The sequence below is a fragment of the Pseudomonas sp. Fl4BN1 genome (assembly GCF_009908285.1).
Lineage (GTDB): Bacteria > Pseudomonadota > Gammaproteobacteria > Pseudomonadales > Pseudomonadaceae > Aquipseudomonas.
On record NZ_JAAARM010000001.1, the window covers coordinates 369,279 to 388,612 of the forward strand.

A 19,334-nucleotide genomic window follows, 5' to 3' on the forward strand; every position below is an offset into this window, starting at 1 on the left:
CAGTGAAGTGAGGCATTAGGGCCAGCGGCGGAAGATCAACGAAGTGTTGACGCCGCCAAAGGCAAAGTTGTTGTTCATCACGTATTCGTGGCTCATGGCGCGAAAGCCGTCCCGCAGGTAGTCCAGCTCGCCGCAGCGGGGGTCGACCTGATCCAGGTTGCAGGTGTGCACGTACAGGTCGCGGTTGAGCATCTCGATGCTGAACCAGGATTCCAGTGCACCGCAGGCGCCCAGGGTATGGCCGAGAAAGCTCTTCTGCGAACTGATGGGCATGCGGCTGCCGAACAAGCTGCTGGTGGCCTGGGTTTCAGCGATGTCGCCCTGTTCGGTGGCGGTGCCGTGGCCGTTCACATAACCAATGGCCGTCGGTGCCAGGGTTGCGTCCTCCAGTGCCAGCTCCATGGCCCGGCGCATGGTGCTTTGTTCGGGCCGAGTGGTGTGCTGGCCATCGGCGTTGCTGCCGAAACCGACGATTTCCGCGTGGATGCGCGCGCCACGGGCCAGGGCGTGCTCCAGTTCCTCCAGCACCAGCATGCCGCCGCCTTCACCGATCACCAGGCCATCGCGATCGCAATCGTAGGGCCGGGGACTGGTGTGCGGCGCATCGTTCTTCAGGCTGGTGGCGTAGAGTGCGTCGAACACCATGGCCTCGGTGGGGCACAGCTCTTCGGCGCCGCCAGCCAGCATCAGCGGCAGGCGCCCGAACTTGATCGCCTCATAGGCGTAGCCGATGCCCTGGCTACCGCTGGTGCAGGCACTGGAGGTGGGGATCAGGCGCCCGGTGAGGCCGAAGAAGATGCTGATATTGGCTGCCGTGGTGTGGGGCATCATGCGCACGTAGGAGTTGGCGTTGAGTCCTTCTGCCACCGAGTTCAGCAGCATGTTGCCGAAGGCCTTGATCTCGTCGGTGCTGCCGGTGGACGAGCCACAGGCCACGCCCATGCGCCCGTCCTTGATCGACGGGTCGCCCAGCAACCCGGCGTCGGCCAGCGCCTGCTCGGCAGCCCCGACGGCGAGCCGCGAGACTCGACCCATGCTGCGCAGCTGCTTGCGGGTCCAGTGTGCGGGCACCTGGAAATCATCGATGGGGCCGGCCAGGCGAGTATTGAGTTCGCTGAACCGGTCCCACTCGTCCATGCGCCGGATGCCGCTGCGGTTGGCGCCAAAGCGTTCAGCGATGCTGGCCCAGTCGTTGCCCAGGGAGGTGATGCCGGCCATGCCGGTGACGACCACACGCTTCATCAGCACAGGCCCCCGTTCACCGCCAGCACCTGGCGGGTGATGTAGGACGCTTCGGCGGACATCAGGAAGTTCACCGCGCCGGCCACTTCTTCCGGGGTGCCCATGCGCTGGGCGGGAATCATTTTCAGCAGTTCTTCCACCGGCACGTTTTCATCCAGCATGGCGGTGTCGATCAGCCCCGGAGCGACACAGTTGACGGTGATCTTGCGCTTGCCCAGCTCGATGGCCAAGGCCTTGGCGGCGCCGATCACCCCGGCCTTGGAGGCGCTGTAGTTGACCTGGCCACGGTTACCGATCAGCCCCGACACCGAGGTGATGCAGACGATGCGCCCGGCTGCACGGCGGCGGATCATCGGCATCATTACTGGGTGCAGGACGTTGTAGAAACCGTCGAGGTTGGTGCGCAGCACCTGGTCCCAGTCCTCTTCGCTGAGGGCCGGGAAGGCGCCGTCGCGGGTCAGGCCGGCGTTCAGTACCACGCCGTAATAGGCGCCATGGGCTTCGACATCGGCCTCCAGGGCAGCCCGGCAGGCCTCCCGGTCCGAGACATCGAATTGCAGGACGCGGGCGCTGCGGCCCAGGGCCTCGACTTCGGCCTTGACGGCGTCGGCTTCGGTGCGGCCACTGCGGCAGTGCAGCACCAGGTCATACCCGGCCCGGGCCAGACGCAGGGCGATGGCCCGGCCAATGCCACGGCTGGAGCCGGTGACCAGTACGGAGTCAGTCATGACGGGGTTCCTGTAGAAGAGGCAGGTGTTTCATGCAGGTAGTCGGCGGCCTGGGGCGGGCGGAACACGTTCAGGCGCGCGCTGGCGGTGATGCCGGGGCCGGTGAGGTGGCACTCGAACACACCCATGCCGTTGTCGTCTTCCAGAGAGCGCAGGGCATGGATTTCCAAGGTGCTGCCGACGGCAAAGTGCTCGACATTGCATTCGAATTTACGGGTGCCGAGAAGAAAGCCCAGCTCCACCGGCAGGCCCTGCTGGCGGGCGCGGCAACCGGCGTAGGCGGCCACGCTCTGGGCCATCAGCTCGACGCCGACCCAGGCCGGCAGGCTGCCGTCGGGGCGATTGAACAGGCCACCGGGACGGACTTCGAGGCGGGTGCGGATCTGTTCTTCATCAAAGGCCAGGACTTGATCGATGAGGATCATGTCCCCGGCATGGGGCAGCAACTCGGCGAGCGGCCAGTCAATCATGGGGCGTCTCCGATTATCAGGCTGACGTTGTTGCCGCCGAAGGCGAAGGAGTTGCTCATCAGGCGGCGCGGTGCGTGCGGGTCCAGGTGGTCGGCCGGGGTGACCCAGCGCAGCACCGGCAGGGCCGGGTCGGCCTGGGCGTCCCAGAGGTGCGGCGGTAGCGCGTGGCCGGGGTTCTCGGCGCTCAGGCTGAGCCAGCAGAACGCCGCTTCCAGGGCCCCGGCGGCGCCCAGGGTGTGGCCGCTCATGGGCTTGGTCGAAGAGCAGGGCACGCCTTCGGGGAACAGCTGGGTCACGGCCAGGCTTTCCATGGCGTCGTTGTGCAGGGTGGCGGTGCCATGCAGGTTCAGGTAGCCGATCTGCTGCGGCTGCAGGCCGGCGCTGCGCAAGGCCAGGCTCATGGCCTGCAGGGCGCCGCGGCCATCGGGGGCCGGGGCGGAAATATGGTAGGCGTCGGAGCTGGCCCCTCCGCCCAGTAGGGCGATGGGGGCGTCGCCGGCGGGCTCGCGGCTCATCAGGAACAGCACCGCCGCTTCACCGATGTTGATTCCGTCGCGGTTGCGCGAAAACGGATTGCAGCGTTGCCCGGAAACCGCCTCCAGGGACCTGAAGCCGTTGAGGGTCAGCTTGCACAGGCTGTCGACCCCGCCGCACAGCACGGCGTCGCACAGGCCCAGGTCGAGCAGGCGCCGGGCACTGATCAGGGCCCGGGCGCTGGAGGTGCAGGCGGTGGAAATCACATAGGCCGGGCCACTCAATTGCAGCCAGTCGGCGAGGAAGTTCGCCGGGGCGCTGAGTTCCTGTTGGCGGTAGTCGTACTCTGCCGGGAATTGCCGGTCCTGCAGGTAGTGGGCGATGCCACGGCTGGCTTCGTCGATCCCCGAGGTACTGGTGCCCAGGACAATGCCGATGCGGCTGCGACCGTAGCGCTGGATCACCTGCTGGATATCGTCCGTGATCTGCAGCGTGGCCTCCAGCAGCAACTGGTTGTTGCGGCTGTTCTGCGCTTCAAGGCCGGCCGGCATACCGGCCAATGGGCCACGCACCGCAGCCACTGGCAGGGTGCGCTCGGGCACCCAATGGCTTTCGTCACGCATGCCCGAGCAGTCGCCGGCCAACAGGTTGCGAGCGACTTCCTGGCAATTGCGGCCCAGGGCGCAGATCACCCCCAGGGCATTCAGGTAAGCCGTCATGGCACGGCCTCGGAGCGCAGGGCGGTGATGTGGTAGTGCGGGCCTTGAGGCAGGTTCAACTCGAAATCCAGAGGTTGTTGATAGTCAATCCGCCAGCGTGGGCCGAGGGTGCGTTGGGCGCCCTGTTGTCGGGCACCGGGGTAGTTGGCCGTCAGTTCGGCTGCGGGCGTCAGGGCGAACAGCAAAGCGGCGAACAGCTCCCGGGCTTCCGGGTTGGGCGGCAGCAGGCCGTCGGCCTGCCACTGGCCATTGACCAGGCGCTGGCGGGCCTGGGGAATGCCCAGGGGGTCCATCAGCGACCAGCGCAAGCTCGGGCCTTCGGCCTGGATCACCAGCAGCCAGTCCTGGCGCTGGCCTTCAGCCTCGCGCTGCACATGCAACTGCAGAGGCAACGCCAGCGAGGGGCTGCTCTCGGGCAGCGGAGCCTGACTGACGCAAGCGCTCAGCAACAGGACACAACCGAGCAGCAGGGCGCGGATCATTCGGACAGGTCTTCCTCGGCAGCAGGGCTATTCAGGGGCTTGCGGGCCACCACGTTGACCAGGGTTTCCTCGCGCTGGCCCACCGGCGGTGGCTGGCGCAGGCCGAAGCGTTCCAGCAGGCCGAAGTCCTTGGCGCGGCTCCACCACAGGTAGGGATAAGACACGTTCTGCGGGCCGAATTCAAAGCCCTGCTGACGAATCATCTGCAAATATTCGGCGGCGCTTTTCTGCACCTGCATCGGATGGCGGAACAGCCAGCGAATCACCCAGGTATCGATGTAGGCCTCGGTGGATTCGGCGAACAGCAGGTAACCCCCGGGCTTGAGCACCCGGTAGAACTCGGCCAGGGCCTGTTGCTGCTCCACCAGATGATGGAAGGTCTGGTGGCAGAACAGCAGGTCGACGCTGGCATCAGCCAGCTCCAGGGTGGCGCAGTCGCTGCCGATCAGCTCCACCTGAAGCTGCTGGCGGCGGGCTTCTTCGGCGCTGAGCTGGAGGCTGTGGGGGTCGGCGTCGAGGCCGATCAGGCGCTGCGGAGCGAATACCTGGCGCAGGTACTGGAAGGACTTGCCCTGGCCGCAGCCGGCATCCAGCAGCACCGGGTGGCTGGGCGGCTCGCCGTCGAACAGCGAGCGCAGGTCATTGATCGCCACCCGCAGCACGTGGTGTTGCCAGGTGTGGCTGCGCAGGAACCAGAAGCCGAAGCGGGTTTCCTCGACGTAGCTGTCGCTCAGGTATTGGCTGGATTGATCGCTCATACGCAGTCCCTCGCGCAGACTTCCGACAGGGCCTTGAGCCGGCGCTTGGGTTCGCTGACGAAGGGGTTGCGCTCATCCCAGGCGTAACCGGCCAGGATCGAGCTGATCATGCGGCGGATCTCCGGCGAGCTGCCCGGGTGGTAGATCACGTCCTGGAAGGTCCCGGCGTACCAGCCCTCGACATAGCAGCGGAAGGTGTCCACGCCACGCTTGAGTGGTTCGGCGAATTCGCTATGCCAGTCGACGTGCTCGCCCTGCAACTGACGGTGCAGTACGGCGGCGGCCATGCTCGAGGAGCGCATGGCGATGGTCACTCCGGAGGAGAACACCGGGTCGAGGAATTCCGCGGCGTTGCCCAGCAGGGCGAAGCCGGGGCCGTGCAAGGTGGTGACGTTGGCCGAGTAGCCGCCGATGGTCCGTGCCGGGGTGTCCCACTCGGCGTATTGCAGGACTTTGGCGAGGCTCGGGGTTTCGGCGATGAAACCGCGCAGGCAGGCGTCCAGGTCGCCATCGCGTCCGGCGAAGTGCGCATCGGCAGCCACCACGCCCACCGAGCAGCGCCCGTTGCTGAAGGGGATGCTCCAGAACCAGATGTCACGGTGTTCCGGGTGGGTGGTGATGAGGATCTTGTTGCGGTCGAAATGCTCGCAGTCGATGCGGTCTTCGACGTGGGTGAACACGGCCCGGCGCACCGGGAAGTTCGACGGCGCCTCCAGCGCCAGCAGCCGCGGCAGGACTCGGCCGTAGCCGCTGGCGTCGAGGATGAAGTCGGCCTCGATGCGGTACTGGCTGCCGTCTTCGCGGCGGCAGTCCAGTTGCGGCAGCGCACGCTCGACGTCCACCGCGACGATCTCCTCGCCATAGCGGATCTCAACCCCTTGCAGGGCTGCCTGGTCGGCCAGCAGCTTGTCGAAATCAGCCCGCTGAACCTGGAACGCGCTGGGCTTGCCCTGGCTGAAGGTGTCGCCGAAATCGAAGGCGCTGTAGTGCTCGCCCCAGGCAAAGGCCGCGCCGTTCTTGAGTTGGAAGCCGGCGGCTTGCACCGCCTCCAGCATGCCGGCCTCTTCGACGAAATCCAGGCAGTGGGAAAGCAGGCTTTCACCGATGGAGAACCGTGGGAAATGTTGACGCTCGACGATCAGCACGTCGTGGCCCTGGCGCTTGAGCAGCGCGGCCGCGATGGCCCCCGAGGGGCCGGCACCGATCACCACGACCTGGCGACGTTGCATTTCAACTGTTGGCACTGGGGCTCCTTGCCGGTTCGGCGATGTTCAGATTCAAAGGGGCCACGTTCGTCGCAGCCACGGGGGTTTTGTGCAAACCGGCCAGGGCCGGCAGCAGGGTGGCGATCAGCCCCATGAGCATCAGCGCGAAGTACAGCGCCGGGCTGATCAGCTGTTGTTGCAGCAGCAGGTTGAGAAACACGATCTCGCTCAAGCCGCGAATGTTCAGCAGCAGGCTTTCCCGCCAGCGGCTGGCACCCTCGAAGGACGCGCCGGCCCAGGCCAGGCCCAGCCAGTTGCCCAGCAGCTTGCTGGCGATCGGCAACAGCAGCAGCGCCGCCAGCTGCACCCCGCCGAGGCTGTCCAGGGCGCTGTGCACGTTGATCTGCACGATGCCGAAGGTGAGGATCAGCGGGATGGCGATAAAGGTCTGCAAGCGGTTCATCCAGGCAGCCTTTAACGGCAGCACCAGCGCCAGCTTGAGGCTGGCCATGCACAGCAGGTAGCCGATGCCGAAAATCAGCGCATTGAGCTTGTAGTGCTCGGCCACCACCAGCAGGCCGAAGAAGCCCAGGCTGTGCAGCATCGGCTGGCGCAAACCCAGGGCCCGCAGCAGCAGCGGCAGGCAGGCGCCGGCCAGGGGCAGCAACAGGCTGCCCAGGTGCAGGCTGCCCTGGGCCAGGGCGAACAGGCTCCAGCAGGCCAGGTCGATGAGGATCGCGGTCTGCACCAGGCGCCGGGTGGCAGCGGCCGGGTACTGGATGTGCCGCAGGTACAGGTAGAGCACAGGGATCGCGGTAATGGCGAATAGCAGGCCCACGGCCAGGGAGCTCAGCCAGGGTTGCGCCGGCAGCAGCCAGAGGGCTGTCGCCAGGCCGCAGGCGAAGGGTATGCAGAAGCTCGGCACGGCGATCTTCAGGCTATGGCGATCCAGGCGCAGGTCGATCACGTCACTGAGGATGTGCCCCAGCAGCAGGGCGAAGCTCAGGCTGTAGAGGTGCTTGAGCCATTGCGGCGACACCAGTTGCGCACCGCTGAGCTGCCAGTGCGGTTCGATCCACAGCAGCATCAACAAGGGCAGGCCGAAGGTCGCCAGCAGCAGTTGGCTGACGATCGGGATCAGGCCGAAACGTCGGCCGATTTGAGTGGCCAGGGCGAACAGGGCCAGGGCCAGCAGCCAGAACAGTAAGGTCAGCATGGCGAACGCTGCGCGTCGGTTGCCGGGTGCGGCGTGTGGCCGGCCCAGGGCGCGAGGATAAAGCTGAAGGCCAGCCCCAGGCTCACCGCCAGGCCGAAGTTGCTCACCGCCGGGGTGCTGGAAATGGCCAACAGGCCGAACGACAGCCAAGTGGTCAGGGCCGCGAGCAGGGTGCCCAGCAAGCTCACCGCGGCGCCGCCGATCTGCTCGCGCATGAGGATCGCGTAGTCGACGCTGATGGCGGTCACCAGCAGCAGGCCAAACAGGCTGAACAGGGTCAGCGGCTGACCCAGCCAGCCGAGGCTGGCCAGGCTGCACAGGGCTGCCAGCAACGGCAGGGCCACCAGGCGCAGGGCACCACCGAAACCGAAGGGCAGGATCAACAGCAGCACGATCAACACGCAAGAGGCCAGCTTGAGTTCGGCGGCGCTGACCTGGGTGGCGGCGAACACCCGGTTCAGGTCGCCCAGGCGATCCACCAGTTGCACGCCTGGCAGGCCCTCGGCCTGCACCCGCAGCAGGGCGGCATCGTTCAGACCTTGCAAGCTGATCATGGCGGCCACGCCGTTATCATTGCTGCCCAGCCACAGCGAACGATAGGGTTCGGCCAATGGGCCGCGCAGAGCGGCATCGATATCTTCGATGGGCAGCGCCTGGAGCTGGCTCAGCTCGTTTTGCAGTGCATCAAGAGGCACGCCCAAGTCCAGCAACGGTTGCCAGAATTTCGGCAGTTGCTTGAGGGCTTCACGCACCTGCTGCTGTACCTCGGGCTGGCTGACCAGTTGGTTCAGGGACAGGTAGCCCTTGAGCTTGCCCTGGCTCACCAACGGTTGCAGGCGCTGGTCCAGGGTGTCCAGGCGCTCCAGCAACTGTGGCTGGTTGGCGGCACGCACCAGGAAGAACTGGCTGGTGGGTTGATAGCCGGTAATCCGCGCAATGGCCTGGGCCTCTTGCAGCAGTTGCGGCGGCGCACCGACCCACTGGCGGATATCGTTCTTGCTGCTCAGTTGCCACAGGCCCGCGGCACAGAACAGTGCCAGCAGGGCCAGCAGCACCGGGCTCGGCACGCGTTTGAGCAGCGCAGCGCGGACCTTGAGCAGGGCTTCGGCTACCCGCAACGGCCACTGCGCCGGGCGCAACTCGACGCCCTTGAGCAGCGCCGGCAACAGGCACACTGCCGACAGGTAGGCCCCCACCAGGCCGGCGGCAGAAAACACCGCGATCTGGGTCAGGGCCGGGAATGGGGTCCAGGCCAGGGCCAGGTAGCCGATGCAACTGGTCACCAGGCTCAGGCTCAGCCCTGGCAGGGTCAGGCGCAGGGCCGGCCAGCTGTGCCAGGGTTTCAGGCTCCAGCTCTTGGACAGGTAATGCAGCGGGTAATCGACCGCCACGCCGATCAGGCTTGAGCCCAGTACCAGGGTCATGACATGCATACGGCCAAACAAGGCGACGCAGGCCACGGCACCGAACAGCATGCCCACCAGCACCGGAACGAAGGCCAGCAGGACACGCCAGCGGCGGAATGCCAGGAGCAACAGCAACAGAATGCCCAGGGTCGCGCCGCCACCGACCCAGGTGATTTCCCGGGTGGCCTGCTGTTGCCCGTTGGCGGCGTACAGCAGGCCGCTGGCGGCCAGCAGTTGCACCTGCTGTTGGTCGGCCTGCTGGCGACTATCACGCAGCAACTCGGCCACCTGCAGCGGCAGTTGCATGTCGAAGGCATTGCCGCTGGTGCGCGCCCGCAGCAGCACCCAGTGCTTGCCGTCGGCCTCGGCTACCAGGGCGCCGCTGCCGATATCCAGCTGCACCGCGCCGTGCTGCGGCTGACTGTTCTGGATGCGTCCGCTCAGGCCCAGCCAGTCATCCTGGCTCGGCACCAGGGTGAAGCCGCCGAAAGGGTCGAACAGGCCCTGCAGCCGTTGCTGGATGAATGCCTGGGGCTGCTCGATCAACTGCTCGCGGTCCTTGGCCGCCAGCATCGCCAGTCGGCCTTGCAGCAGTTGGCTGCGCAAGGCCGGCAGGTCGGCCTGCAGGTTCCACTGGACCTTGTCGAACAGGCCGCTGGCCTGCCATTGCCCGGCCAGTTGCTGGGCCATGGCCACGGCTTGTTGACGCTCGGCATGCCCCACCAACACCAGGATTTCCCGGTTCAGGGGTTCTTGCATGCGTTGTTCGGCCTGCAGTTCAAGGGCGTCCGGGGCAGTACCGGGCACCAGCTCCATCAGGTTGGCGGACAGCGGTGCACCGTGGCGCCATTGCCAGGCGCCCAGGGCCAGCACGGCCACCAGCAGGAGCAGGAACAATCGTGGTAGCCAGCGTTCACTCGGCAAAGTCATGTTGCTCCGCTTCGCTCAAGGGCTGGGCACTGGTGCTGTCCTGCATGATCAGCAAGGTGCGGTCGCCCTGCGCTTCCAGCAACTCGATGCGCTGCACCAGCTCGCCGCCGTCGATGTTGATCTGGGTGAAGATCTGTTTCAGCAACAGCGAGCGGGGGATCAATTGCAACTGCCACTGCTGTGCGCTGCCTTGCAACTGGAGGTCGAAGTCCCGTTGCAGGCCGCTGCTGTCGCCCTGCAGCACGGCGAGGAACAGGCGGTTCTGCTCGGCCCCGGCGCTCTTGCCGGGAAGCATCTGCCAGCCGCCGCCATCGCGCCGGGCGATGCCCTGGGCAGTGATGCGGTAGTCCTGTTGCAGTGGGGTTTGCAGCAGCCACAGCAGGCCGTGGTTTTTCGCCAGCACGAAGTGACCCTTGCTGGTCAGCGGCTGGGGCAGGGCCCGCAGGTGCTTTTCCTGGACGAAGCGGCCGTGGATCACCTCCGGCCGCGACAGCTGATCGCTCAACTGTTGCAGATCGAATGCCTGAGCCAGCCCCGGCACCAGCAACAACACCAGCACCGTAGGAGCGAGCTTGCTCGCGAACCGCCGCACCACAGTGCTCAGCACCGTGCAATGGGCAGACAGACAGACCCTCTTCGCGAGCAAGCTCGCTCCTACAGTCATGGCAGGGCCCTCGCGACGGCGTCGGTGAAGACCTTGGGCGAGGCCAGCTGCATTTCCCGGCTGGCGATTTCTACCGCCACCTGCACCGAGCTGGCGCGGGTCAGGCGTTCGCCGCTGGCCAGGTCGGTGATCAGGTAGTTGATCTTCAGGCGGTTCTCCCACTCCACCAGGCTGGCGCGCACGTTCAGGGTCTGGCCGAACACCGCGCCACGCACGTAGCGCAGCTGCAGGTCGATCACCGGCCAGGCATAGCCGGATTCGAGCATCTGGTTGTAGTTGTGGCCGAGCTGGTCCAGCAGGGCGCAACGGGCGACTTCCAGGTACTTGACGTAGTGCCCGTGCCAGACGACATGCATGGTGTCGATGTCGAAGAACGGCACGAGGATCTGGGTGTCGGCGTGGATCACTCCCTGACTACGCATGCAGCCTCCAGTGTTGTTCGGCAATGCGCTGCAGGCACAGACGCAGCTCGCGTTCCAGGGCCCGATCCTCGATCACCGGTGCAAAATCTTCGGCCAGTTGCCGGTGCATGGCATCCAGGGCCGGTGGCAGCGGCCGGGCATCGGTTTCCTGGCTGCGCAGCCAGACCCCCTGGTTGGCCGCCAGCAAGGCGGCGGCGGCCACTTGCTCGGTGAGCTCCAGCACGCGAATCGCGTCCCGGGCGGCGATGGTGCCCATGCTCACCTTGTCCTGGTTGTGGCACTCGGTGGAGCGCGAGAACACGCTGGCCGGCATCGTGTTTTTCAGGGCTTCGGCGGTCCAGGCGCTGGCGCCGATCTGCACCGCCTTGAAACCGTGGTTAAGCATGGCGCGCTCGGCGCTGGCGCCGGACAGGTTGCTCGGCAGGCCGTGGTTGTAGCGCACGTCCACCAGCAGGGCCAGTTGCCGGTCCAGCAGGTCGGCGACATTGGCCACCAGGTTCTTCAGGCTGTCCATGGCGAAGGCGATGTGCCCGCCATAGAAGTGCCCACCGTGCAGCACGCGCTCGGCCTCGGCGTCGATGATCGGGTTGTCGTTGGCGCTGTTGAGCTCGGTTTCGATGAAGCCGCGCAGCCAGTTCAGGCTGTCGGCCAGCACCCCCAGCACGTGGGGCGCGCAGCGCAGGGAGTAGCGGTCCTGCAGGCGATGCAGGGGCGCGGTAGGGGCGTCGATCGCCAGGTCCTGGCGCAGCCAGGCGGCCACTTGCATCTGCCCCGGGTGCGGCTTGGCGGCGAACAGGCGCTCGTCGAAGTGCTCCGGGTTGCCTTGCAGGGCCACCACGTTGAGGGCGGTGATGCGGGTCGCCAGGCGCAGCAGGTAGTCGGCCCGGGCGAAGGCCAGGCAGGCCAGCCCGGTCATCACCGCGGTGCCGTTCATCAACGCCAGGGCTTCCTTGGGCCGCAGCACCAGAGGCTCCCAGCCCAGTTCACGGTGTACGTCGGCAGCTTCACGACGCTCGCCACGGAACAGCACTTCGCGCTCGCCGGACAAGGTGGCGGCCACGTAGGACAGCGGCGTCAGGTCGCCACTGGCGCCCACCGAACCCTCTTCGGGGATCAGCGGCAGGATGTCCTGATCGAGGAAGGCTTGCAGGCGCTCCAGCAGTTCCACGCGGACCCCGGAGACGCCGTGGCACAGCGACTGCAAGCGCGCCGCCAGCACCGCGCGGGTGGCTTGGGCGTCCAGCAGCTTGCCCAGGCCGCAGCCGTGGAAGGTGTACAGATGACGGGGCAGGGCCTCGACGTGCTCCAGGGGCACGGCCACCACGCAGGAGTCGCCATAACCGGTGGTCACGCCGTAGATCACCCCTTCCTTGTCCAGCAGGGAGTCGAGGAACTGTGCCCCCTTGGCAATCCGCTGGCGCCAGGCGGCGTCGCTTTGCAGGCGCGTCGGCACTTGGCGGTTGGCCAGGGCCAGCACGTCTTCGATGCGCAGAGGGTGTTCGCCGAAGGTTACCGGCTCATGGGTTGAGGTCGTCATCGGTCTTCCAGAATGGGTAAAAGTTGAACCATTGTTGCGGCGCCTGCAGGCAGTACTGGCCCAGGCGTTCGGCGTAGCGGGCGGTCCACTGGGCAATCACTTGCTGGCGGTCGTTGCGTTTCCACTGCACGGCCTCGGCGAAGGGTTCGAGGATCACCCGGTAACGGCCCTGCTGTTTCAGGCACAGCAGCAGGTTGACCGGGCATTTGAGCAGCCCCGCCAGTAGCCAGGGGCCTTGCGGGAACGCCGCCTGATGGCCAAGAAAATCCACCCGCACGTTGCGTCCGCCGTGCAGCGGTACGCGGTCGCCGGCAATCGCCAGCCACTCGCCGCGGTCCAGGCGCTGGCTCAGTTGCAGCATGATCGCCGGGTCCAGCTCGCTGACCTGAATCAGCCGCAGGTTGCTGGCGCCGGCTTCGCCCAGCAGTCGGTTGAAGCGTTCGGCGTGCTTGGTGTGCACCAGCACGTTCATGGTCACCTGCTCCCCCAGCTCGGCCAGGGCGCGGCAGACTTCCAGGTTGCCCAGGTGTGCGCCCACCAGCATCTGCCCGCGCTCGCCGCGCAATTGGTGGCGCAGTGCCGCCGGATCGATGATCTCGATCTGCTCGATGCGCAGCTTGCCGTTCCACACGTCGAGCTTGTCCAGCAGGGCGTCGGCAAAGGCCATGAACTGGCGAAACACTCGCCAATGGCTGGGGCGCAATTCGTCACGCCCGCTCCATTGCGCCAGGCGCTGCTGGTACTGCCAGATGCTGCAGCGAGCGCTGCGACCGAACAGGAAGAAGTAGAACACGATGGCGTACAGCACCGGGCTCAGTACTCGGCGCCCGAGCACTCGAACGCCGAACGCGGTGAGCTTCATCAGCCAGAAGCTGCCGCGTTCCTGATGCTCGGCCCAGTGTTCGCTGGTGGGCTCCTTGGAAGGCTTCTGACTCATGAGCGCCACCGCCGCCAGAGGATCACTGGCAGGCGCGCCAACATGCCGAAGAACAGCTTGGCGTGCATCTTGGAGATCAGCGCGTTGTCGTGGAACAGGCGAAAGTGCGACAGGCCGTCCTGGGGATAATGCACCCGGGTCGGCAGCCAGAGCATGGGCTGCTTGCGCCATGACAGGCGCACTAGGATTTCCGGGTCGAAGTCCATGCGCTGGCCCAGCTGTACCGAGTCGATCAGGGCCAAGGTCGCCGGCAGGGGATAGACCCGGAAGCCGCACATCGAATCCGGGATCTGCAGCGACAGGCTGTTGATCCACACCCAGACGTGGGTCAGGTAGCGCGCGTACAGGCGGCCCTTGGGCACGCTGGCGTCGTACTGTGGATAACCGCAGATCAGTGCTTGGGGGTGCTCCTGGGAGTGGCGGATGAAGTTATCCACATCCGCCAGGTCATGCTGGCCGTCGGCGTCCACTTGCAGGGCGTGGCTGAAGCCCAGGTTCGCGGCTTCCCGCAGGCCGGCCATGACGGCACCGCCTTTGCCCTGGTTGATGGCCAGGCGGATCAGGAACACCTGATCGAGACCTGCCAGTTGCTCCAGCACACAGGCGCAGGCGGGGCTGCTGGCGTCGTCGACCAGGATGCAGGGCAGGCCTTGTGCCAAGAGGGCATTGAGCACCGCGGGCACGGCAGTTTCGTGGTTGTAGACCGGGATGACGGCGCAGGGCGTGTGGGTCGGCGTTGGACCCTTCGCTGGCAAGCCAGCTCCTACAGCCGCGAAGCGGGAAGAGTTATCCACAGCCGGCCTCCAGAACGATCCGCCCGCTGGAGCAGGGGGCCCCGTCATTCAAGTAGGCGAAATAGAGTTTCTGGCGCTGGGCATCGAAGCGCAGGTTGAGCTGGATGCGGTCGCCGGGGCGCACCAGTTGCTGGAACTTCAGCACTTCCATGCCGGCGAAGCGGCCCGGCAGTTCGAGCAGTTGCTGGCCCAGGGCCAGGGCCCAGTCCACTTGCACTACCCCCGGCAGCACCGGGGTGGCGGGGAAGTGCCCGCTGAAATACGCCAGGTCTGGCGGGATCGCCAGTTGCAGTTGCCACTCTCCCTCGTGCTGCACCTGCTGCAGTACTTCCGGGGCTTGCGGGCGTGGGGCCAGGAGCAGGGCCTGGACCTCGGCCTGGGGCAGTTTGCCCTGGCTGTTCAGGGGCATTTGTCGCACCAGGCGCCAGCGCCGCGGCAGGGCCAGGGCTTCACAGTGCTGGGCCAGGTGCTGGCGCAGAGTCTGGGTCAGGTGCCGTCGGCCCTGATTGCGCAAGGCATGCAGACCGGAGTCATTGAGCACCAGCAGGGCGCCGAGGTAGGCACGGTTTTCCTCGATCACGCCGAGCCGCGCTTGCGCCACCCAGTCGTGGTGCTCCAGAGCCTGTTCCAGCATGGGCAGGGAAATGCGTTTTTCTTCCAGTTTGACGATGCGGTCCAGGCGTCCCAGCAGTTCGAAGCGTCCATCGGCGGCAATCCGCGCGGCATCGGCGGTGTGTTCGACATGCCCGGCAGGCAGGTAGGGCGAGGCGATCAACAGCGCGCCGTCGCTGTTCTGGCTCACCCGGACGTCGGCGAAGGGCTGCCACAGGGTGTCGCCCTGGCGCCAGGCAATGCCGCCGGTCTCGGAGCTGCCAAGAATTTCCGTTGGCCATTGCTGCAAGCGATGTTGCAGGTTGCTCGCGGCATCGGCAGGCAAGGCGCCGCCGGAAGAAAACACTCGCCGCACCTGGCTCAGCGCGGGCCAGTCGAGGTTGTCGCTCATGCGCTTGAGCAGGGCAGGGCTTGCTACCCAGGCAAACGCGGGGCACTCGCGACTGGCCCGTTGCAGGTCTTCGGGGAACGGCAACTGGCGACGCACGAAAGGACGTCCGGCGCACAGCGGCCAGAGCACGCGGAACAGCAAGCCGTAGATATGCTGGGTGGCAACGCTGCCGATGATCCAGGCGTGGCCCAGGTCTGCGCCCCACAGCTGTTCCAGGGCCTGGACTTCGTTGGCCAGTTGCCGCAGGTTTTTCTCGATGCGCTTGGGTTCACCGCTGGAGCCGGAAGTGCACAGGCTCAGCCGGCAGCCGTCCAGGTCCAGTTCAGCCGCCGCCAGGGGGCTGTCCTGCAACTGTTGCAAGGGTGTGTCCTGGTCGGTCAGCCACAGGTCGACGTCCGCCGCCCAGCGCTGGCGGGTCTGGGCTTGCAGGTCGGCGGGCAACAGCACGCTGACCCCGGCACGCCAGGCGCCGAGCAGCGCCACCGCCAGTTCCACGGCATCTTCCAGGTGCAGCGCCAGGCGCTTCACGCCACGGGCTTGCAGGGCCGCGGCCAGGCTCAGGGCCTGTTCCTGCAAGCGCTCCAGGTCGATCCCGGGATGGGCACTGACCACTCGTGATGTGTGCGTCTTGAGCAACAGTTGCTCAAGGGGAATCCAGTTCATCTACGGCCTCGCACCCGTTGTCGTAATAGCCACTCAATGGCAAACAGCAAGCCCATCAGCCCGTAGGCGATCAGGCCGTTGTACAACGTCCACCAACTCAGCGGCGCCCAGAGTGTCAGGGCCGCGGCGAGCATTCCGTTACAGAGGAAAAACACACTCCAGGCAATGGTTACCTGGCGGGTATAACGCACGGCTTTTTCCGGCAGATCCGGCTCGCTGATGCGGGCCAGGCGTTCCGCTACCGGCGGGCCGTACTTCAGGCTCAGGCCGAACAGGCCGAGCATGAAGCTGCTGATCAGCACCGGATACCAGCGCAGCAGTGCCGGGTGGTCGAACCAGGCCAGCAGCAGGCAGAAGGCAATCGCCGCGGCGGCCATCCACAAGCTGCCAGGGCGACGTTCGCCGGTCAGCACCCGGGCCAGCCACAGGCCACCCAGCAGCAGGCCAAACTGCCACGGAGCGAAGTGCTCCATGCCGAAATACACCGCGAAGGGGTAAAGCAGGCCGGCCAGCAACAAGCCCAGGCCGATCAGCCGACTCATGCGGCCGGCTGGACCAGACGGTAAACCGCCTCGACCACGTCATTGACGGTGCGCACCGACTTGAATTCCTCGGCGGCGATTTTCTTGCCGGTCTGGCGTTTGATGTGGTCGATCAGGTCGACGGCGTCAATGCTGTCGATTTCCAGGTCCTGGTACAGGTTGGAGTCCAGGTTGATGCGCGCAGGCTCCAGTTCAAACAGTTCGACCAGGGCATTGCGCAGGGTGTTGAAGATATCGTCACGGGTTTGCATGGTCGGTTCTCAGGCTGCCTGTTTTGCAGTGACGAACGCCGCAAGGCTCGCCACGTTACTGAAGTGGTTGCGGGTGTCCTTGGCGTCGGCGTCGATCTTGATGCCGTACTTCTTCTGGACCGCCAGGCCCAGCTCGAGGGCGTCCACTGAGTCCAGGCCGAGGCCTTCGCCGAACAGGGTCTGGTCGTTGCCGATGTCCTGGGCGCTGATGTCTTCGAGGCCCAGGGCGTCGATGATCAGCAGTTTGATTTCAAGCATCAGGTCCGGGTTTGTATCGCTCATCTCTGGCGAGCTCCTTGATGAAATAGTGGTGCAAGTGCTCATTGAGCTTGCGCGAAGCCTGGGGCGCTGGGCCTTGGGCAGCAAAGGTCTGTGGGTCTATATCGGCCCCAACGTGAAAACTGAAGTGCACACGGCATTGCGGGATGCGATACCAGGGCTCGGCCTTGGTCAGGGTGGTGGGGCTGACCCTGATCACCACCGGGGTGATGATCTTCGCACCCCGCAGGGCAATCGCCGCCGCCCCCCGATGAAAGGCAGGGTCGCTGCCCGGCTGGGTGCGGGTGCCCTCGGGAAAGACGATCAGTGTCTGGCCCTCTTGCAGTGCCTGGGAGGCGGCATCGAGCATGTCCAGGCTGCCATCGTTGCTGATGTACTGAGTGGAGCGTACCGGGCCACGGGTAAAAGGATTGTTCCAGAGGCTTTGCTTGACCACGCAGTTGGCGTCTCGCACCAGGCCGATCAGGAACACCACGTCGATCAGCGACGGGTGATTGGCGATGATCATCTGCCCCGGACGCCCGAGCAGGTCGGCGCCCTGGACTTCATAGGTGAGAACGCCACTTTTGGCCATGAAGCGGATGAACAGCCAGAACAGCCGGCTGACGGTCTTGCGTGCTCGCAGGCGGTGGCTGCGGGCATCGCCGGGCAGGCAGCCGAGCAGGGGGAAAATCACCAGGCGCAGGCACAAACCACCTATTCCGAACAGTGTAAAACTCAGCGCTGTGGCCAGTAGACGCCAGTAGTAGGCGTTGCGGCCCTTGGTGTTCAATGGCTGCGTTGCCAGGTCCATACACGATTCATCCAGGCATGTTGGCAAAAGGTCTGCGAGCCGAGCAGGGCACGCAACAGATTCAAGGCGTGGGGCCATTGCGCCTTGGGGATTTGGCCGTCGTGGCTGTCCAGGGACAGCTGCCAGTCGTCGCCGGGTGTCAGCAACAGGCCCAAGGCATAGGGGAACGGTACGTCGTCGATCCAGCTGGCATAGGCCTCGGGCGGCTGTTCCTCGGTGATCACCAGCAGCACATGGGGGGCGCCGTCGGCGAGCAGCATGGCGGCCTCCAGCAGGCCGTGTTCCAGGCCGTCTCCGCCAGCGGCCAGGGCCGTCATTTCACTGGTTTCACCACGCATGATGGACCACAGGCCGATCACTGCGTTGTGCACTGAGAGGCTGAACTGGGTCGGCGACAGTGGCTGCTCGGCGGCCAGGTCGCTGAGTATCTCAAAGGTTCGCGGGGTTTCGCCGTGACGGGAAATGAACACCAGTGGCAACTGCTCAAGGCCCTCGGCCAATGGCCAGCCAACGCTGAACGCCATGCGTGCCAGGCGACTGAGACGGCGCCGCTGCATGGCGGGGAGGAAGGACACATCGGGGGCGGCATCGCTGTTATCAGGCCGGACCGGCTGTTGGCTCCAGGCCTGCCAGGCGTCCATGCTTTCGAGCCCAGGGGCCCACGCACGCCATTGAGCGATGTTGAACTTGATCACTTGATTTCATCCCGCCCCTGCGGGCTTCCTTGACGCGGTGTGTCGCTTCGGTCGGTGATTGACCTGGGTGACGCGAGAGCGCCAGTGGCGCGCATTATCCCGGTGCAACTGGCTTGTAGCAAATGCTGGTTGGACTGCTGGTCGTAAAAACGATAAATCTGAGTTGATCATGGATGGCGTTTTGCCTCTATCGGGTTTTGTCCCTGCTCTAATCCCCTGCTGCCAAGCCTTTGCGCCAGTTATCCCCAGGGGAGCAGGCCATGGGCAACTCTTGCGTTGCCGAGGTAGCGAAGGGGCGGTATGGCCTACTACACTCGGTGATCTTTGAAACACGGAGGTCTAGACATGCGGCGTGTGGTGTTCAATCAGAAAGGTGGCGTCGGCAAATCCAGTATTGCCTGCAATCTGGCGGCGGTCAGCGCCAGCGAGGGCTATCGCACCTTGCTGGTGGACCTGGATGCCCAGGCCAACTCGACCCAATACCTTACCGGCCTGACCGGCGAGGACATTCCCATGGGCATCGCCGACTTCTTCAAGCAGACCCTGTCGTCCGGGCCCTTCTCGAAGAAGAACCAGGTGGATATCTACGAGACGCCGTTCGACAACTTGCACGTGGTGACGGCCACCGCCGAATTGGCTGACCTGCAGCCCAAGCTTGAGGCCAAGCACAAGATCAACAGGCTGCGCAAACTGCTCGACGAGTTGGCCGAGGACTATGACCGGATCTACCTCGATACCCCGCCGGCGTTGAACTTCTACGCGGTGTCGGCGTTGATTGCCGCTGATCGGGTGTTGATCCCTTTCGACTGCGACAGTTTCTCCCGTCAGGCGCTGTATGGCCTGCTGGCGGAAATCGAAGACTTGAAGGAGGAGCACAACGAAGGCCTGGAGGTCGAGGGCATTGTGGTCAACCAATTCCAGGCCCGGGCCAGCTTGCCGCAGCAGATGCTCGACGAACTGATCAGCGAGGGTTTGCCGGTACTGCCGGTGTACCTGGCCAGTTCGGTGCGCATGCGTGAATCCCACCAGGCCAGCATGCCGCTGATCCACCTCGATCCACGGCACAAGCTGACCCAGCAATTCGTCGACCTGCACAGTCTGCTGGAAAGCGCCTGAGCTTGATG

The 19,334-nt window shown here is 65.4% G+C and carries 21 protein-coding genes; 1 reads left to right on the forward strand and 20 read right to left on the reverse strand.

Features of this window, described 5'->3' with window-relative positions; translation table 11 throughout:
- Positions 1–15 precede the first annotated feature (15 nt).
- From GV818_RS01645 to GV818_RS01740, 20 genes are read right to left on the reverse strand one after another with little or no spacing between them, the layout of a single operon-like run.
- Positions 16–1,242, reverse strand: a complete 1,227-nt coding sequence (locus tag GV818_RS01645; RefSeq protein WP_161754547.1) for a beta-ketoacyl-ACP synthase — start codon at positions 1,240–1,242, stop codon at positions 16–18.
- Positions 1,242–1,970, reverse strand: coding sequence for a 3-oxoacyl-ACP reductase FabG (gene fabG, locus GV818_RS01650; protein WP_161754549.1), 729 nt, complete (start codon positions 1,968–1,970; stop codon positions 1,242–1,244). Before fabG ends, GV818_RS01645 begins: the two co-directional genes overlap by 1 nt.
- Positions 1,967–2,440, reverse strand: coding sequence for an ApeP family dehydratase (locus GV818_RS01655; RefSeq protein ID WP_161754551.1), 474 nt, complete (start codon positions 2,438–2,440; stop codon positions 1,967–1,969). The genes fabG and GV818_RS01655 overlap by 4 nt, the downstream gene beginning before the upstream one ends.
- A complete protein-coding gene (locus GV818_RS01660; protein ID WP_161754553.1) occupies positions 2,437–3,633 on the reverse strand; it encodes a beta-ketoacyl-[acyl-carrier-protein] synthase family protein in 1,197 nt (398 codons plus the stop codon). The genes GV818_RS01655 and GV818_RS01660 overlap by 4 nt, the downstream gene beginning before the upstream one ends.
- On the reverse strand, positions 3,630–4,115 hold the full coding sequence (locus GV818_RS01665) for a DUF3261 domain-containing protein (protein ID WP_161754555.1): 486 nt from the start codon (positions 4,113–4,115) through the stop codon (positions 3,630–3,632). The genes GV818_RS01660 and GV818_RS01665 overlap by 4 nt, the downstream gene beginning before the upstream one ends.
- Positions 4,112–4,873: a class I SAM-dependent methyltransferase gene (locus GV818_RS01670; protein ID WP_161754557.1), complete on the reverse strand. Its 762-nt coding sequence runs from the start codon at positions 4,871–4,873 to the stop codon at positions 4,112–4,114. Before GV818_RS01670 ends, GV818_RS01665 begins: the two co-directional genes overlap by 4 nt.
- Positions 4,870–6,117 (reverse strand): NAD(P)/FAD-dependent oxidoreductase, encoded by a 1,248-nt coding sequence (locus GV818_RS01675; RefSeq protein WP_161754559.1) that lies wholly within the window; start codon positions 6,115–6,117, stop codon positions 4,870–4,872. The genes GV818_RS01670 and GV818_RS01675 overlap by 4 nt, the downstream gene beginning before the upstream one ends.
- On the reverse strand, positions 6,104–7,294 hold the full coding sequence (locus GV818_RS01680) for a sodium:proton antiporter (RefSeq protein ID WP_161775689.1): 1,191 nt from the start codon (positions 7,292–7,294) through the stop codon (positions 6,104–6,106). The genes GV818_RS01675 and GV818_RS01680 overlap by 14 nt, the downstream gene beginning before the upstream one ends.
- On the reverse strand, positions 7,288–9,630 hold the full coding sequence (locus tag GV818_RS01685; RefSeq protein ID WP_161775690.1) for an MMPL family transporter: 2,343 nt from the start codon (positions 9,628–9,630) through the stop codon (positions 7,288–7,290). Before GV818_RS01685 ends, GV818_RS01680 begins: the two co-directional genes overlap by 7 nt.
- Positions 9,614–10,294, reverse strand: coding sequence for an outer membrane lipoprotein carrier protein LolA (locus tag GV818_RS01690; RefSeq protein WP_161775691.1), 681 nt, complete (start codon positions 10,292–10,294; stop codon positions 9,614–9,616). The genes GV818_RS01685 and GV818_RS01690 overlap by 17 nt, the downstream gene beginning before the upstream one ends.
- Positions 10,291–10,716 carry an acyl-CoA thioesterase gene (locus GV818_RS01695; protein ID WP_161775692.1) on the reverse strand — a complete coding sequence of 142 codons (426 nt, stop codon included), beginning with the start codon at positions 10,714–10,716 and terminating at the stop codon, positions 10,291–10,293. Before GV818_RS01695 ends, GV818_RS01690 begins: the two co-directional genes overlap by 4 nt.
- Positions 10,709–12,253 (reverse strand): HAL/PAL/TAL family ammonia-lyase, encoded by a 1,545-nt coding sequence (locus GV818_RS01700; RefSeq protein WP_161754569.1) that lies wholly within the window; start codon positions 12,251–12,253, stop codon positions 10,709–10,711. Before GV818_RS01700 ends, GV818_RS01695 begins: the two co-directional genes overlap by 8 nt.
- On the reverse strand, positions 12,234–13,190 hold the full coding sequence (locus GV818_RS01705) for a glycosyl transferase (RefSeq protein ID WP_161754571.1): 957 nt from the start codon (positions 13,188–13,190) through the stop codon (positions 12,234–12,236). Before GV818_RS01705 ends, GV818_RS01700 begins: the two co-directional genes overlap by 20 nt.
- Positions 13,187–13,945: a glycosyltransferase family 2 protein gene (locus GV818_RS01710; RefSeq protein WP_161754573.1), complete on the reverse strand. Its 759-nt coding sequence runs from the start codon at positions 13,943–13,945 to the stop codon at positions 13,187–13,189. The genes GV818_RS01705 and GV818_RS01710 overlap by 4 nt, the downstream gene beginning before the upstream one ends.
- Positions 13,946–13,976: 31 nt before the next feature.
- Entirely contained in the window at positions 13,977–15,650 is a 1,674-nt protein-coding gene (locus GV818_RS01715; protein WP_161775693.1) for an ApeI family dehydratase, read from the reverse strand.
- On the reverse strand, positions 15,647–16,192 hold the full coding sequence (locus tag GV818_RS01720; protein WP_161754577.1) for a hypothetical protein: 546 nt from the start codon (positions 16,190–16,192) through the stop codon (positions 15,647–15,649). The genes GV818_RS01715 and GV818_RS01720 overlap by 4 nt, the downstream gene beginning before the upstream one ends.
- On the reverse strand, positions 16,189–16,443 hold the full coding sequence (locus GV818_RS01725; RefSeq protein ID WP_161754579.1) for an acyl carrier protein: 255 nt from the start codon (positions 16,441–16,443) through the stop codon (positions 16,189–16,191). The genes GV818_RS01720 and GV818_RS01725 overlap by 4 nt, the downstream gene beginning before the upstream one ends.
- 9 nt (positions 16,444–16,452) lie before the next feature.
- Positions 16,453–16,725: a phosphopantetheine-binding protein gene (locus tag GV818_RS01730; RefSeq protein WP_161754581.1), complete on the reverse strand. Its 273-nt coding sequence runs from the start codon at positions 16,723–16,725 to the stop codon at positions 16,453–16,455.
- Positions 16,694–17,515, reverse strand: a complete 822-nt coding sequence (locus tag GV818_RS01735) for a lysophospholipid acyltransferase family protein (protein WP_161754583.1) — start codon at positions 17,513–17,515, stop codon at positions 16,694–16,696. The genes GV818_RS01730 and GV818_RS01735 overlap by 32 nt, the downstream gene beginning before the upstream one ends.
- Positions 17,491–18,156, reverse strand: coding sequence for a beta-ketoacyl synthase chain length factor (locus tag GV818_RS01740; RefSeq protein WP_161754644.1), 666 nt, complete (start codon positions 18,154–18,156; stop codon positions 17,491–17,493). The genes GV818_RS01735 and GV818_RS01740 overlap by 25 nt, the downstream gene beginning before the upstream one ends.
- Positions 18,157–18,555: 399 nt before the next feature.
- Between GV818_RS01740 and GV818_RS01745 the strand changes: the two genes are divergently transcribed.
- Complete coding sequence (locus tag GV818_RS01745) at positions 18,556–19,326, forward strand: ParA family protein (protein ID WP_161754585.1); 771 nt, start codon at positions 18,556–18,558, stop codon at positions 19,324–19,326.
- Positions 19,327–19,334 lie beyond the last annotated feature (8 nt).